This window comes from Tepidiphilus margaritifer DSM 15129, assembly GCF_000425565.1.
Classification (GTDB): Bacteria; Pseudomonadota; Gammaproteobacteria; order Burkholderiales; family Rhodocyclaceae; genus Tepidiphilus; species Tepidiphilus margaritifer.
This window is the reverse complement of sequence record NZ_AUDR01000013.1, coordinates 159,432-174,567: the sequence shown is the minus strand read 5'-3', so window position 1 is coordinate 174,567 and position 15,136 is coordinate 159,432. Positions and strand designations below refer to the sequence as shown.

Annotated in this window: 17 protein-coding genes; 13 read left to right on the top strand and 4 right to left on the bottom strand. The window is 66.3% G+C overall.

Annotated features, from left to right (window positions below; all coding sequences use genetic code 11):
* The first annotated feature begins 7 nt into the window (after positions 1–7).
* Positions 8–202, top strand: a complete 195-nt coding sequence (locus H607_RS0101645; protein WP_037989220.1) for a DUF3460 family protein — start codon at positions 8–10, stop codon at positions 200–202.
* A gap of 4 nt (positions 203–206) precedes the next feature.
* On the top strand, positions 207–1,634 hold the full coding sequence (locus tag H607_RS0101640) for an exonuclease domain-containing protein (protein WP_051240550.1): 1,428 nt from the start codon (positions 207–209) through the stop codon (positions 1,632–1,634).
* Positions 1,635–1,641: 7 nt separating this feature from the next.
* On the opposite strand, the gene H607_RS0101635 is transcribed toward H607_RS0101640, so the two are convergent.
* Genes H607_RS0101635 through H607_RS0101620 form a run of 4 tightly spaced genes read right to left on the bottom strand, consistent with a single transcriptional unit; the run spans position 1,642 to position 5,489 of the window.
* Positions 1,642–2,544 carry an AEC family transporter gene (locus H607_RS0101635; RefSeq protein ID WP_028873988.1) on the bottom strand — a complete coding sequence of 301 codons (903 nt, stop codon included), beginning with the start codon at positions 2,542–2,544 and terminating at the stop codon, positions 1,642–1,644.
* A gap of 3 nt (positions 2,545–2,547) precedes the next feature.
* The gene (gene hslU / locus H607_RS0101630; protein ID WP_028873987.1) at positions 2,548–3,873 is read right to left on the bottom strand and encodes an ATP-dependent protease ATPase subunit HslU; all 1,326 of its coding nucleotides are present in this window, start codon (positions 3,871–3,873) and stop codon (positions 2,548–2,550) included.
* Positions 3,870–4,406 (bottom strand): ATP-dependent protease subunit HslV, encoded by a 537-nt coding sequence (gene hslV / locus H607_RS0101625; RefSeq protein ID WP_028873986.1) that lies wholly within the window; start codon positions 4,404–4,406, stop codon positions 3,870–3,872. Before hslV ends, hslU begins: the two co-directional genes overlap by 4 nt.
* Before the next feature lie 18 nt (positions 4,407–4,424).
* On the bottom strand, positions 4,425–5,489 hold the full coding sequence (locus tag H607_RS0101620) for an STAS domain-containing protein (protein ID WP_028873985.1): 1,065 nt from the start codon (positions 5,487–5,489) through the stop codon (positions 4,425–4,427).
* Between the two features lie 78 nt (positions 5,490–5,567).
* On the opposite strand from H607_RS0101620, the gene ybgC reads away from it, so the two are divergent.
* The 11 genes from ybgC (at position 5,568) to H607_RS0101565 (ending at position 15,116) form a co-directional block, all read left to right on the top strand.
* Positions 5,568–6,008, top strand: a complete 441-nt coding sequence (gene ybgC / locus H607_RS0101615; protein ID WP_051240549.1) for a tol-pal system-associated acyl-CoA thioesterase — start codon at positions 5,568–5,570, stop codon at positions 6,006–6,008.
* Between the two features lie 20 nt (positions 6,009–6,028).
* Positions 6,029–6,703 (top strand): protein TolQ, encoded by a 675-nt coding sequence (gene tolQ / locus H607_RS0101610; protein WP_028873983.1) that lies wholly within the window; start codon positions 6,029–6,031, stop codon positions 6,701–6,703.
* Between the two features lie 16 nt (positions 6,704–6,719).
* Positions 6,720–7,154, top strand: a complete 435-nt coding sequence (locus H607_RS0101605; RefSeq protein ID WP_028873982.1) for an ExbD/TolR family protein — start codon at positions 6,720–6,722, stop codon at positions 7,152–7,154.
* Positions 7,155–7,162: 8 nt separating this feature from the next.
* Positions 7,163–8,134, top strand: a complete 972-nt coding sequence (locus H607_RS0101600) for an energy transducer TonB (protein WP_037989218.1) — start codon at positions 7,163–7,165, stop codon at positions 8,132–8,134.
* A gap of 74 nt (positions 8,135–8,208) precedes the next feature.
* The gene (gene tolB / locus H607_RS0101595) at positions 8,209–9,501 is read left to right on the top strand and encodes a Tol-Pal system beta propeller repeat protein TolB (protein ID WP_083961888.1); all 1,293 of its coding nucleotides are present in this window, start codon (positions 8,209–8,211) and stop codon (positions 9,499–9,501) included.
* 60 nt (positions 9,502–9,561) lie between these two features.
* The gene (gene pal / locus H607_RS0101590) at positions 9,562–10,086 is read left to right on the top strand and encodes a peptidoglycan-associated lipoprotein Pal (protein ID WP_028873979.1); all 525 of its coding nucleotides are present in this window, start codon (positions 9,562–9,564) and stop codon (positions 10,084–10,086) included.
* Positions 10,087–10,100: 14 nt separating this feature from the next.
* Complete coding sequence (ybgF, locus tag H607_RS0101585) at positions 10,101–10,883, top strand: tol-pal system protein YbgF (protein ID WP_051240548.1); 783 nt, start codon at positions 10,101–10,103, stop codon at positions 10,881–10,883.
* The gene (gene queE / locus H607_RS0101580) at positions 10,880–11,530 is read left to right on the top strand and encodes a 7-carboxy-7-deazaguanine synthase QueE (RefSeq protein WP_028873977.1); all 651 of its coding nucleotides are present in this window, start codon (positions 10,880–10,882) and stop codon (positions 11,528–11,530) included. Before ybgF ends, queE begins: the two co-directional genes overlap by 4 nt.
* A 40-nt stretch (positions 11,531–11,570) precedes the next feature.
* Positions 11,571–12,257 carry a 7-cyano-7-deazaguanine synthase QueC gene (gene queC / locus H607_RS0101575; RefSeq protein WP_028873976.1) on the top strand — a complete coding sequence of 229 codons (687 nt, stop codon included), beginning with the start codon at positions 11,571–11,573 and terminating at the stop codon, positions 12,255–12,257.
* Positions 12,258–12,330: 73 nt separating this feature from the next.
* Positions 12,331–14,406 carry a PAS-domain containing protein gene (locus H607_RS11215; RefSeq protein ID WP_037989216.1) on the top strand — a complete coding sequence of 692 codons (2,076 nt, stop codon included), beginning with the start codon at positions 12,331–12,333 and terminating at the stop codon, positions 14,404–14,406.
* Positions 14,403–15,116: a response regulator transcription factor gene (locus H607_RS0101565; protein WP_028873975.1), complete on the top strand. Its 714-nt coding sequence runs from the start codon at positions 14,403–14,405 to the stop codon at positions 15,114–15,116. The genes H607_RS11215 and H607_RS0101565 overlap by 4 nt, the downstream gene beginning before the upstream one ends.
* Positions 15,117–15,136 lie beyond the last annotated feature (20 nt).

Here is a 15,136-nt window from a genome sequence, read left to right as displayed (position 1 = left end):
AACCCCCATGTACGAATCCGAACACACCAAGTTCATCCGCGACTGGCTCGCCAAGCACCCCGAACAGCTCGAAGAGCGCCGCAAGGGCCGGGCGCTGTGGTGGGACAAACCGCAGGATCCCGAACTCACGGAACAATTCCGCCGCGCCGAGGTTCCAACGTATCCGTACTACTACGACGCCGACTCCGCCCATCACGCCTGAACTCATGCCCGAAGACGTCGCGACCGCCACCCCGCTTGCCGAGCGCTACGTCCTCCTCGACCTGGAAACCACCGGCGCGCACCTCGAGCGCGACCGCATCACCGAGATCGCGCTGCTGCGCTTCGAGGGCGGCCGTCTCGTCGAGCGCTGGCAAAGCCTCGTGCGCCCCGACGTCCCCATCCCGCCCCTCATCGAGCGACTCGTGGGCATCACCAACGCCATGGTCGCCGACGCGCCCCCCTTCGAGGTGCTCGCCCCCGAGCTCCTGCCGCGGCTCGCCGACGCCGTGCTCGTCGCCCACAACGCCCGCTTCGACTACGGATTCCTGCGCCAAGCCTTCCGCCGCTGTGGGCTCGCCTTCGAATCCCCGGTGCTGTGCACCGTCAAGCTCTCGCGCGCCCTCTACCCGCAATACCACAAACACGGTCTCGATAGCCTGATCGAGCGCCACGGCCTCAGCTGCAGCGCCCGCCACCGCGCCATGGGCGACGCCGAAGTGCTCGCCCAATTCCTCGACCTCGTGCAGCGCGAATTTCCTCCGGAAACCTTGCTCCTTGCCAAACGCAAGGCCATGCAATGGCCCAGCCGCCCGCCGGGGCTCGCCGATGGCGTGCTCGAATCCCTGCCGGACGTGCCCGGCGTCTACCTCATGTACGGGGAAAACGACCTGCCGCTCTACCTCGGCAAGAGCAAACGCCTGCGCAGCCGCGTGCTCGACCACTTCTCCCAGGCGCAGCACCACGGCACGGAAGCCGAGATCGCCCGCCAGATCCGCCGCCTCGACTGGCTCGAGACCGCCGGCGAGCTCGAAGCGCTACTGCTCGAATCCGAGCTCGTCAAACAGCTCAAACCCCTCTACAACCGGCAGCTGCGCGAACGCGGCGCCTGGGCGATCGAGCTGCTCCCCGAACCCAAGCCGCGCGGCCCCGTGGTCGGCTACCGCAGCCTTGCCGGCACCGATCCGGCCGACTGGCTCGGCCGTGCCCATGGCCTTTTTCCCGACCGCAAGCACGCCGAAAAAGCCCTGCGCCAGATCGCCCGCACCCACGCTCTCTGCCCCCAGCGCCTGGGGCTGGAACCCCTGCGCCGCGGCCCTTGCCTCGCCCATCAACTGAAGCAATGTCTCGGCGCCTGCGCCGGCAAGGAACCGCCCGAAGTGCACGACGCGCGCCTGCGCGCTGCGCTCGCCACCCTCCCACCGGCCCCCTGGCCTTATGCCGGCCCGGTACGGCTCTCCGAACACGACCCCGAGCGCGAGCGCCGCATGACCCTCATCGCCGACCGCTGGTGCTTGCTCGCGCGCTTCGACCACGACCCCACCCTTGAAGAACTTACCGCCGCGCTCGAGCGCCCACGCCGGTTCGACGCCGACCTCTACCGCATCCTGGCGCACGCCTTCGCCACCACGGCCCCGCATCCACTGATCGTGTAAAGCAAGCTCAAAGCACCGCCGCCAGCGCCAGCGGCAGAAACACCACCGAGGCGAGGTTGCCCACCAGCACGATGGAAGCGACTTTGTCCGGTTCCTGCCCGTAGCGTTCGGCGAAGAGATAATTGAGCACCGCCGGCGGCAGCGCACCGAAGATCACGAGCAGGGCCGCTTCGAGCGGCTCGAGGCGCCAGGCACCCCCGATCACTCGGTAGAGACCGATCATCGCCGCGGCGAGCGTCATGCCCGCGAGGGGGCGGGCCACGGCGATGATCGCGCCCAAGCGCCAGGCGCGGATGGGCGTCTCGGCCAGACGCACGCCGAGCCCGAAGAGCATGAGCGGAATGGAGATGTCGCCCAGCATCTTGATGGTGGTGAGCAGCGGCGGCCAGACCGTCCAGCCAGCCGCGCCTACGGCGAGCCCGGCGACGGCGGCGAGCACCGTGGGCACGCGCCAGAGGTGGATGAGGCGGGCACGGCGATCGAGCAGCCATACGCCCAGGCTGAAGTGCAGGAGGTTGCTGACGATGAAGAGCACGACCATCGGCGGCAGGGCCGCTTCGCCGAAGGCGAGCACCGCGAGCGGCAGACCGAGGTTGCCGCTGTTGTTGAACATCATCGGCGGCGCGAGCGTGCGCGGATCCTCCCCCAGACGATGCGCGAGCCACCAGCCGAACGCTCCCGAGCCGAGCACGAGCACCGCGGCGGCGAGCACGAGCGGCAGGTAGGCGACGACATCGACGTGCCGGCCGGCGAGCGCGGCGAAGACGAGCGCCGGCGTGAAGACGTCCATGTTGAGCCGATTCGCCCCCGAGAGCTCGGGACGATGGCGCTTGCCGACGACGTAGCCCAGCGCCACCAAGGCGAAGAGTGGAAAGAGGATCTCGACGATGCGTTGTGCGAGCACGGCCATGACTCAAAGCACGTAGCGTGCCAGATCCTCGTCGCCGGCCAGATCGGCCAGCCGCCCATCGACGTAGGCCGCATCGATCACCACGCGCGGCAGCGGCTCGCCGCCGGCGCGGAAGGAGACTTCTTCGAGGAGTTTTTCCATCACGGTGTACAGGCGCCGCGCGCCGATGTTCTCGACGCGCTCGTTTACCGCCCAGGCGATCTCGGCGAGCCGCCGCACGCCGTCGGGGGCGAATTCGAGTTCCACCCCGTCGGTGGCCAACAGCGCCCGGTACTGCTCCACCAGGCTTGCTTCCGTCTCGGTGAGGATGCGCACGAAGTCGTCTACCGTGAGGCTGTCGAGCTCGACCCGAATGGGAAAGCGGCCTTGCAGCTCGGGAATGAGATCGCTCGGCTTGCTCAGGTGGAACGCGCCCGAGGCGATGAAGAGGATGTGGTCGGTGCGCACCATGCCGTACTTGGTGGCCACGGTGGTGCCTTCCACCAGCGGCAGCAGGTCGCGCTGCACCCCCTGGCGCGAGACGTCGGCGCCGGCCGTCTCCTGACGCGCGGCGATCTTGTCGATCTCGTCGAGAAAGACGATGCCGTTCTGCTCCACCGCCTGCAGCGCCTCCTGCTTGAGCTCCTCGTCATCGACGAGTTTGGCCGCCTCTTCCTCGGTGAGCACCTCCATCGCCTCGCGCACCCGCATCTTGCGCGTGCGCCGCTTGCCGCTACCCAACGACTGGAACAGCCCCTGCAGCTGCTGCGTGAGCTCTTCCATGCCTGGCGGGCCGAAGATCTCGGCGCGCACGGCGGGCGAGACGACCTCGATCTCGATCTCTTTCTCGTCGAGCTGGCCTTCGCGTAGCATTTTGCGGAATTTCTGCCGCGTGGCGCTCTCGGCCGGCACCGGCTCCTCGCCGAAGGAACGCGCCGGCGGCAGCAACACATCGAGAATGCGATCCTCGGCCGCGTCGCGCGCCCGGTCGCGCACCCGGCGCATGGCCCGTTCCTTGGCCTCTTTCATGGCGATCTCGGCCAGATCGCGGATGATGGTGTCGACGTCGCGCCCCACGTAGCCGACCTCGGTGAATTTCGTCGCCTCGATCTTGATGAAAGGCGCATTGGCAAGCCGCGCGAGCCGCCGCGCGATCTCGGTCTTGCCCACGCCGGTGGGGCCGATCATGAGGATGTTCTTGGGCGTGATCTCGTGGCGCAGGGGCTCGGGCACCTGGGCGCGGCGCCAGCGGTTCCGCAGCGCCACGGCCACGGCGCGCTTGGCCTCGTGCTGACCGACGATGTATTTGTCGAGTTCCGAGACGATCTCGCGGCAGGTGAGCGGCGTCATTCCAGCACCTCGATGACGTGGTTTTGATTGGTATAAATGCACAGATCGCCGGCGATGCGCAAGGATTCGGCGACGATTTCTCGCGGCGGCAGCTGGGTGTGACGCAATAGCGCCTGAGCTGCGGCCTGGGCATAGGCCCCGCCCGAACCGATGGCGACGACTCCCTCTTCGGGCTCCAGGACGTCGCCGTTGCCGGTGAGGATGAGGGAATGCTCGCGGTCGGCCACGGCGAGCATGGCCTCCAGCCGGCGCAGCATGCGGTCGGTGCGCCAATCCTTGGCGAGCTCGACCGCGGCGCGCAGCAGGTGGCCCTGATGCTTCTCGAGCTTGGCCTCGAAACGCTCGAAGAGTGTGAAGGCATCGGCCGTGGCCCCGGCAAACCCTGCGAGAATTTTGCCGTGATAGAGCGTGCGCACTTTACGCGCCGTGGCCTTGACGACCACGTTGCCTAGGGTCACCTGGCCGTCGCCGCCCAGCGCCACCGCGCTACCGCGGCGCACCGACAGGATCGTGGTGCCGTGATAGGATTCCATGTAACTCCTTTGCTTCTTTCAATAAATTTTTGTTTGGATCGTGGCGACCTGCCCCATGCTGAGCACCTCGAAGAGGGCATTCACCACTTGGCTGACGTTACGCAGGATCACCTGCTTGCCCTGCCCTTTGAGGGCTGCGAAGGCGTTGTAGAGCATACCGGCGGCGACGAAATCGACTCGGCGCAGCGCTTCGCAGTCGATAGAGATTACCTCGTGATCGCGGGCGAAAGCCAGGATTTCCTGGACGACTTCGCCGATGGTACGCTCGTCGAGGTCTCCTTCCAGTATCAAATCTTCGCGTGCCGGCTCGCTCTCTCGTGCCACTTTCCCTTCAGACGCAGTCGTCTCACAGCCGACACGCTCCGGCTCGGACATCCATACCGGGGGGATCGCCTCGAAGGTCTCGGCAAAAGAGAGCACCAGCGCCTCGGCCTGCTCTCCTTGACCGGCAGCGGTGCGCCAAACGATTTCCAACTCCCACAGCGCTCGGTCGTCCGCTTCAGCGGCCCGCGCCCGTTCGATCGCACCCAAAGCAAGGTCGAGGCGGCGCCACTGAAACCGCACCCCTTTGTCGATGAGTTTCTTGAGCAGGGCGAGAAAGAGCGCCGCTCCGCCCGGTTCGACCACTCTTAAGCGCGAGGCATCGAGGCGCAGAGCGCCACTGACCTTGGCCAACCGCAGCGCCTTGTCCTGTAGCGCAGACATCGCTGCGACATCGAGCCGCTCCGGCAGCAGCAACAGAGGAGGGCCCGCCTTCGCCTGCTCGTGTGCGGGGGCGAGCGCCGGCGGGGAACATCCGAAACGCAGCGCATAGGCGAGCGCCGCCTCCTCGAAGCGCCTTCGATCGCCGCGCGCACGCAGCATGTCGAACAATACCCACCAAGCCTCTTTCGGCGCGGCGTTGTCGGCAAGGAATTGATCGAGCGTGGCGATGGCCGTCTCTTCGTCGCCCCGAGCCCAGTACATGGCCGCTTCTTGCACCGGGTCTCGCCCCAGGAAGAGATCCTCGACGGCGAGCGCCGTGGCCGCCAATGCATCCTCCTCGAAAGCGAACGGATCCTCGGGCTCGTGCTCCTGTTCCATCACCACACTCCCCATCGTATGGGTGTTTGCCAGTCTACCCCAAATCCCGACGTCTCGACGACTCGAACTCGGGAACGGATGCGCTATAATGGCCCCGCCATGGACGCCACCGCCCCTGCCGAGCCTCACGCGATCGAGCTCCGCGTCTATTACGAGGACACCGATTGCGCCGGTCTCGTCTATTATGCCAATTATCTTCGCTTTTGCGAGCGTGGTCGCACCGAGCTGCTGCGCGGTCTGGGTTTTGCGCAAAGCGTGTTGATGCAGGAATACGGCGTGGGGTTCGTCGTCCATCGGCTGCAGGCGCATTACCGGCATCCGGCGCGGCTCGACGACCTGCTGCGGCTGGAGACACGTGTCCTCGCCCTCACCCGCACCACCGTCGTCTTTGCCCAACGCCTGCTGCGCGGCGATCTGGCGATTTTCGACGCCGAAGTCACCGTGGCCTGCGTCGATCTGCAGCGCGGGCGCCCCGTCGCCCTCCCCGCTGCCGTGCGTGCACGGCTCTCCCTTTCCTGACCCCCTTCCTTTCGCCGACCATGAACGTCACCTCCGATTTGTCGTTTACCCATTTGGTCCTGCAGGCGAGCGTGCCGGTCCAGCTCATCATGCTGATCCTGGCGCTCCTGTCGGTCATGTCGTGGTACTGGATCTTCCGCAAGATCTTCCAAATCCGCGACGCGCGCCGGCGCACCGACGCCTTCGAGGCGAGCTTCTGGCAGGGCAGCGACCTGGAAACGCTCGCCCGGCTCACCGAGTCGCGCCTGCAGCACGCCGGCCCCATGGAGCTCGTCTTCCTCGCCGCCTGGCGTGAATTCCTGCGCCAACGCAGCCGCTCTCTCGACCCGACGGCCGCGCTCGAGAGTGTGCGCCGCGCCATGCGCGCCGCCTACCAGCGCGAAATGGACGAACTGGAAGCGCATCTGGCCTTTCTTGCGTCCACCGGGTCGGTGGCGCCCTACATCGGCTTGCTCGGTACCGTCTGGGGGATCATGAACTCCTTCCGCGGCCTGGCGAACATGACCTCGGCCACGCTGTCGCACGTCGCTCCCGGCATTGCCGAGGCGCTCATCGCCACGGCGATCGGCCTGTTCGCCGCCATTCCCGCGGCCGTGGCCTACAACCACTTCACCCACGACATCGAGCGCCTGTCGGTGCGTATCGAGACCTTCATGGAAGAGCTGACGAACCTGCTGCAACGGCAGCTGCGCTGATGCCGGAGGCATCCCCATGGCCAAACGCAAGTTGATGAACCAGATGAACGTCGTGCCCTACATCGACGTGATGCTGGTACTCCTGGTGATCTTCATGGTCACCGCCCCCATGATCCAATTGGGCAACGTCGAGCTGCCCACGGTGGGCAATCTGCCTTCGCCGCCGTCGGAAGCGGCGATCGTGATCGTGCATGCCGATGGCAGTCTCGCGCTCAAGTCCAACCCCGCCGCACCCGAGAAGAACGTCGATGCGCTCACGCTGCTGCGCGAGCTGCAGGCGCTCAAGGCGAAAGATCCGAACCTCGCCGTGGTCGTGGCCGGTGACCGGCGTGCCACCTACGAAAAGATCATGGACACGCTCGATCGCCTGCGCAACGAAGGCTACACCCGCATCAGCCTGCAGACGAGCAGTACGCGCAAATCTCCGGCGGGTGGCGCCACCGCGCCCTGAGGCTTCCGATGGCAGAACCTCTCCTCCGCTCGCCCGTGCGTCCGCCACGCCGTCCCGAGCGTGGCAAGCTGCTCGCCGCGGTGCTCGCGGTGGGCATGCACGTGCTGCTCCTTGCCTTCATTGCCTTTTCGGTGCAATGGAAGGTCGGCGAACCCTCGCCCTTGCTCGTCGACCTCGTGGCCGCGCCCCAAGCCGCCCACACGCAGCTCGCCAAAAATCCGGAGCCGGCGCCCGGCCCGCAGCCGGCGCCCAAGCCCGAGCCCAAACCGGAACCCACTCCACCCAAACCCGAACCCCGGCCGGAACCCCCCAAACTGCAGCCGGAACCGAAACCCGAACCCAAACCGGAACCGCCCAAACCAGCGCCTCCGCCCAAGCCCGAGCCGCCCAAAGCCGAGCCCAAACCCTCCGCGCCGGAGAAACCCGACATCGCGCTCAAGGAAGAGATGAAAAAACCTGAACCCAAGAAAGAACCGCCCAAGGAAGAGCCGAAGAAAGAACCGCCCAAACCGGAAAAAGAGCCCCCCAAACCTGAGCCGAAAAAACCCGAGCCGAAGAAGGAGCCGCTGCCCCTGGACGATTTCACCAAGCTCGCCGAAGCACGCCTGCGGCAACAGACCACCACCCCCGCCTCGCCGGCAAAGACGCCGAGCAGCGCTTCTGCCCCTGCGGCCGGCGGCGCGCCCAGCGGCCCATCCGAGCAGGCCCGCGCCACCTACATCGACCAGATCCGCGCCAAGGTCCGCGGCAACATCGTCGTCCCCCCCGGCGTACAAGGGAACCCGGAAGCGGTATTCATCGTCGACCAACTGCCGACAGGTGAGGTAGTCAATGTGCGCCTCGTCCAATCCTCCGGAAATCCGGCGCTCGACGCCGCGCTCGAGCGCGCGATCCGGCGCTCCAGTCCTCTGCCTTTGCCCGAAGACAAACGGCTCTTCGAGCGCACCCTCACCCTCAAGCTTCGACCCCTCGCGCAATGAGTTACCGAATGCGTTGCCATCAAAGGAATTTTGTGCAAAACTTCAGGTTTTCCACCACCAGCAGCGTGATCACGATGCACGGCCTCGCCCATCGAGCCTTCCATCGGTTTCTTCCCTTCATGGTGGCGCTCGCCGCCTTGGCTGCGCTTCCCGTGCGAGCCCAGCTCACCGTCGAGATCACCGGCGCCGGTGGTCGCCTCATCCCCGTGGCCATTCCCTACCTGGCCGGTGAAGAAGCGCTGCCCACGCCCATCTCCCAAATCGTGAGCCAAGATCTCGCCAAGAGCGGCATCTTCCAGCTAGTCGACGTCGGGCTCATGAGGCTGCCCGAGGATCAGATCCCCGATTACGCCAATCTCGCCTCGCGCGGCGCCGATGCCGTGCTCGCCGGCACCGCCACGGCGATCGGGACCGGTCAATACGAAGTCCGGGTACGCGTGTTCGACACGCGGCGCCAGGCCGACCTCGGCGGCATCCTCTACCGCTTCACGCCCTCGCAAACCCGGGCCACCGCGCACCGCATCGCCGATTTCGTCTATGAAAAGCTCACCGGCGTGCCCGGTTATTTCGCCTCGCGGCTCGCCTATGTCGTGAAGCAAGGTAGCCGCTACGAATTGCGCATCAGCGAGGCCGACGGCAGCAACTCCGTGCCGGCGCTCATCTCGCAGGAGCCGATCATTTCGCCGGCTTGGAGCCCGGACGGCACCAAGGTCGCCTACGTCTCGTTCGAGGCGAAGAAACCGGTGGTCTATGTCCATGAGCTCGCCACTGGTCAGCGTCGTGTCGTGGCAAACTTCAAAGGCTCGAACTCGGCACCGGCTTTCTCCCCCGATGGGCAGAGTATCGCCCTTGCGCTCACGCGCGACGGCATCTCCCAGATATACCTCGTCCCGGTCTCCGGCGGCGCGCCGGTACGCCTGTCACGCAGCAACGCCATCGACACCGAACCGGTCTTCTCGCCCGACGGTCGCTATATTTACTTCACGTCCGACCGCGGCGGCTCGCCCCAAATCTATCGCATGCCGGCGAGCGGCGGTGCAGCCGAGCGCGTCACCTTCGAAGGGGAATACAACGTCAGCCCCGACATTTCGCCCGACGGCAAGCTCCTCGCCTTCGTCACGCGCAACCAGGGTCGTTATCAGGTGGCCCTGCTCGACCTGCAAACGCGCCAGCAGATCATCCTTTCCGATTCCACGCGCGACGAATCGCCTTCGTTCGCGCCCAACGGACGCATGATCGTCTATGCTTCAGAATCCGGCGGACGAGGGACCCTCTTCGCCGTCTCGACCGATGGCAAAGTTCGTCTTCGCCTCTCGGCCGAGGGAGCCGACGTACGGGAGCCGGCCTGGGGGCCGCTGCCGCGCTGAGGCCGATGTGTGCTCATCTCCATCCCACCCACTTTGCACAGGAACATGAACCAAATGAACATGAAGAAACTCATCACCCCTGCCGTCCTCTGCCTCGGACTCATCCTCTCCGCCTGTTCCTCCACCGGCTCGGTCGAGGAAGGGGCGGGCAAGGTCGAAGACCGCAACGCCGGCGCCGTGAAAACGGTCACCCCGCCGAGCTCTCGCAGCCAGGCGCTCGCCGCGCTGCATGACCCCAATAGCCCGCTGTCCAAACGCAGCATCTACTTCGACTTCGACAGCTACGTCGTCAAACCCGAGTTCCAATCGCTGGTGCAGGCCCATGGCCGATTCCTCGCGCAGAATCCCGACCTCAAGGTCCTGATTCAGGGTAATGCCGACGAACGCGGCAGCCGCGAATACAACCTGGCGCTCGGCCAGAAACGGGCCGAGGCGGTCAAGAATGCCCTCATGACCTTCGGTGCGCGTGAAGACCAGGTGGAAGCCGTGAGCCTGGGCAAGGAAAAACCCGTCTGCACCGAGAAAACCGAGGAATGCTACGCGAAGAACCGTCGCGCCGACATCCTCTATTCGGGTGAGTTCTAACGGAGTCCCGTGCGATGCCCAAGCCCTTTTCCTGGCGTATGGGGGTACTGCTCGCCGCGGCCGTGCTGAGCCGACCGGCTTTCGCCCTCTTTGCCGACGACGAGGCGCGCCAGGGCGTCGCCGATCTGCGCCTGCAGGTGCAAACGCTCAGCGAGCGCGTCGATACGATGGCGCGCTCGCAGCTCACCCAGAGTAACGATCTGGAGCGACTGCAGGAAGACGTGCGCCGGCTCACGGGGCGCATCGAGGAGTTGCAATACAAGCTGGACCAGCTCGAGAAGCGGCAGAAAGATTTCTACCTCGATCTCGACGCCCGGCTCAATGCCTTGAGTAGCGGCGGTGCCGCTGCCTCCGCGCCAGCGCAAGGAGCGACCGCTCCGGCGGCCACCCCGCCAGCTACACCCACCGCTTCCGCAACCGCGCCTGCCGGCAATGCCAAGGCCGAGTTCGAGGCGGCGCTCGCCAAGCTGCAGGCGCGAGATCCGAAGAACGCGCTGGCGGCTTTCGAGACCTTCCTGCGTCAATATCCCAACGACGCCCAAGTACCTGCGGCGCATTTCTGGGCGGGCACGGCGGCGCTGCAACTCAAACAGTACGAGACGGCGCGGCGCCATTTCGCCCGCGTGGTCTACGATACACCCAAACACGAGCTCGCCCCCGATGCCATGCTCGGGCTGGCCAATGCCCTGCAAGGCATGGGCGACGAGGTCGGCGCTACCGACATGCTCAAACGCTTGGTCGAGCGCTATCCCAATACCCCGGCGGGTCAGGTTGCCCGCCAACGCCTGGGGCGATGAAGGCACCGGAGTCGCTGCGGGTCAGCGAGATCTTTGCCTCCTTGCAAGGGGAATCGACGACGGTGGGCGTGCCCACCGTCTTCGTCCGGCTCACCGGCTGCCCCTTGCGCTGCCACTGGTGCGACACGGCCTACGCCTTTCGCGGCGGCGAACGCCTCGCGCTCGACGAAATTCTCGCCCGGGCCGCGGCTTTCGGTCTGTCCGAGGTCTGCGTCACCGGCGGGGAGCCGCTGGCACAACCGGCCTGCCGCGAACTGCTCACCCTGTTGGCCGATGCCGGTTATCGCGTCTCGCTCGAGACGAGCGGAGCGCTCTCCATCGCGGGGCTCGACCCTCGCGTGCGCTGCGTGATGGACCTCAAGGCGCCGGGCTCGGGCGAAGTCGACAAGAACTTGTGGGACAACCTCGACCACTTGCGCGCGCACGACGAGGTGAAGTTCGTGCTCGCCGACCGCGCCGACTACGAGTGGGCCAAGGACATTCTGGAGCGACACGATCTCGCCCGCCGCGCCACGGTGCTCTTCTCGCCGGTGGCCGGATCGCTGCCGCCCTCGACGCTGGCCGAATGGATCGTGGCCGACCGTCTGCCCGTGCGCTTCCAGCTGCAACTGCACAAGATCCTGTGGGGCGACGCACGCGGCAAGTGAAGCGCCGTCGCGTCCCCCTCTTTGCACAAGGATTCCCGCGATGAAGGATGTCTCCTCTCGAAACGCCGTAGTACTGCTCTCCGGCGGGCTCGATTCGAGCACCGTGCTTGCGATCGCCCGCGCCGAAGGATTTCGTCCCTATGCCCTGTCGGTGGCCTACGGCCAACGGCACGATGCGGAACTCGCGGCCGCGGCGCGCGTGGCCCGGGCGCTGGGCGCCGTCGAACATCGCATCGCGAGGGTGGATCTGGGCGTTTTTGGCGGCTCGGCGCTCACGGACGAGGCGATCGCCGTACCGGAGGTCCCCACCGAGGGCATTCCCGTCACTTATGTGCCGGCGCGCAACACGGTACTCTTGTCGGTGGCGCTCGCCTGGGCCGAGGTCCTCGGGGCTTACGATCTATTCATCGGAGTCAATGCCGTCGATTATTCCGGCTACCCCGACTGCCGGCCGGAATTCATCGCCGCTTTCGAAGCATTGGCCAACGTCGCGACCAAGGCCGGAGTCGAAGGGGCGCGTTTTCGGGTCCACGCGCCGCTCATGCACCTGTCGAAGGCCGAGATCATTCGCCGCGGGCTGGAACTGGGGGTGGATTATTCCCTCACCGTTTCCTGCTACCAGGCGGACGAAATGGGGCGGGCCTGCGGTCGCTGCGATGCCTGCCGACTGCGAGCCCAAGGGTTCGCCGCGGCCGGCGTTCCCGATCCCACCCGCTACCGCCGGTAGCCACTCGGCGCTTGGCAAAAACGCAGCGATCGGCGTAGGATTACCCCCAACACGCACCACGGTTTTGCGCGCGATGCCCCGTACCCCCGCCCCGCCGGAACTGCCTACCTCTTCGAGCCTTGTCGGCCCCGGCGATCGGCGCCGGCTCGACCTGCTGCTCGCCGGTCTCGACCTGCTCGACCAGGCGATCGCCGTGTTCGATGCCACGCCCAGACTCGTGGCTTGGAATCGGGCCATGCAGCGTCTGCTCGATTTCCCCGAAAACCTCGTCCATGAAGGCACGCCCTTCGAAACCTTCGCCCGTTTCAACGCCGAACGCGGCGAATACGGCGAGGGCGACATCGAGCGTCTGGTCGCCGAACGGGTGATGGCCGCGCGCGCCTTCCAGCCGCACTACTTCGAACGCGAACGCCCCAACGGCCGCATCCTGGCAGTGCGCGGCGTGCCCATCCCCAACCTTGGATTCGTGTCGCTGTGGACCGACATCACCGAGCAGCGCCGCTACGAGCGGCTGATCGAGGAGCAGAACCAGACCCTGGAAGCCCGGGTGGCCGAGCGCACTGCGGCGCTCGCGCAGGCGAACGAAGAACTGCGCGCGGCCCAACGTGAGCTCGACCAGACCGCCGAAGCCCTGCGCCGCTCCGAAGCTCGGCTGCGGCTCATCCTCGACTCGATCCCGGCGATGGTGGCCTATCTGGACGCCGACGAACGCTACCGTTTCGCCAACCGGGTCTATGCCAGATGGTTCGGCCTCGAACAGGAGGAAATCGTCGGGCGCACCGTGGCCGAGATCACCGGCCCTGACACCTATGCCCAGATCGCGGCCCACCTGGAGCGCGCCCATGCCGGTGAGACCGTCAGCTACGAATACGCCCGCCACGATGCCCAGGGCCGTCCGGTCCATGCCCGCAGCACCGTCGTACCGGAGCATGACGAGCACAGCGCGGTCGTGGGGTTCTTCGTCCTCTCGATCGACATCACCGAACAGAAGGCGCATCAGAACGCCCTCATCCAGGCGCAGAAAATGGAGGCGATCGGTCAGCTCACGGGAGGGCTGGCGCACGACTTCAATAACCTCCTCACCACCCTCATCGGCAATCTCGAAGGGCTCAAACGCTATCTCGGCGACTCCAGCGCCGTGCGCGAATACCTGGAACCCGCGCTCGCAGCGAGTAACCGAGGCGTGGCGCTCATCCGCCGCCTGCTCACCTTCGCGCGCTCGCAACCCCTCGCGCCGCAGGCGGTCGAAGTCCGCGAGCTGGTACGCTCCATGAGCGTGATCCTCGAGCGTACCCTGGGGGAGACCATCGCCATCGTGCTCGATCTGCCCGACACCCCGCTCCACGCCTACGCCGACGCGCACCAGCTCGAAAATGCCCTCCTCAATCTCGCCCTGAATGCGCGCGATGCCATGGCCGAGCGCGGCGGCACCCTCACGATTCGCGTCCGCCCGTGGCACCGCGGCGAAGAATCGACCTCGGACCTCCCGCTGGGCGACTATGTCCGCTTCGACGTCAGCGACACGGGATGTGGCATGAATCAGGAGCAACTCTCCCGCGTCTTCGAGCCGTTCTATACCACCAAACCCTTTGGCCGCGGCAGTGGATTAGGGCTGGCGATGGTCTATGGTTTCGTGCGCCAGTCGGGCGGTGACATCCAAGTACGCAGCGAACCAGGCCGCGGCACGACCTTCTCCTTTGCCCTGCCCTTGGCACCGGCAGCGGCCGACGTTCGAGGGGCAAACCCGGAGGAAGAGGCCGAGGCGCCGCCCTCTCCCCCCCGCATGGTGTTGCTGGTGGAAGACGAACTGCCGGTGCGCCACGTCCTGCGCCAACAGCTCATGGCGCTGGGACACACCGTGCTGGAAGCGGCCAACGCGCACGAAGCGTTGGAGCTGCTCGAGCACGTCGAGGAAATCGAACTCCTCGTCACCGATGCCGTCATGCCGGGCGAGCTCGACGGCCGCAGCCTCATCGCCCGCGCCCGCGCGCTACGGCCGGCACTGCCTACCGTGCTGGTCACGGGCTATGCCCACGACGAGGGTCCGCCGGTGGACGGCTACCTCGTCCTGCCCAAACCCTGCACCCAGGCCCAACTTTCCCGGGCGCTCGTCGCCGCCCAGCGCCTTGCCGCAGAAATGCCCCGATGAACGCTCCCGACGCCCATCTGCTCATCGTCGAAGACGACCCCGACGTCGCCCGTCTCATCTGCCGCAGCCTGAGCGAGTTCGGCTTTGCCTGCGACGTGGCCGCGAGCGGCCGGGCCGCGCTGGAGGCCGTGCGCACCCGCACGCCGGAATTGGCCATCGTCGACCTGGGGCTGCCGGACATGGACGGCCTCGCCCTGATCGCCGAGATGCAGCGCCTGCACCCTTGCGCCGTGCTGATCCTCACCGGCCGCGCAGGCGTGGCCGACCGCGTGCTGGGACTGGAACTAGGGGCGGACGACTATCTCGTCAAACCCTTCGAGCCGCGTGAGCTGGTGGCCCGCGTGCGCTCCATTTTGCGCCGCTACCAGAAGACCGCTACCCCGGCCACCGAGGAAGAACGAGGAGCGGCGTATTTTGCCGGCTGGCGCTACGATCCGGCAAGCCACACCCTCACCGATCTGCAAGGAGGCAGCACGAGGCTCTCCACCGCCGAGGCGCAGCTGCTGATGCTCTTCCTTGCCCACCCCAACCGCATTCTCTCGCGCGAACGTCTCGTGGGAAATCGACCCGTCGAATCGTACGATCGCAGCATCGACGTGCGCATCTCCCGGCTACGGCGCAAACTGCGCGACGATCCGCACGACCCGCGTCTCATCAAGACGGTCTATGGCGCAGGCTACCTCTTCGCCGCCCCCGTGCGCTGGGAGTAAAATCCCCGCCCATCCTTTCC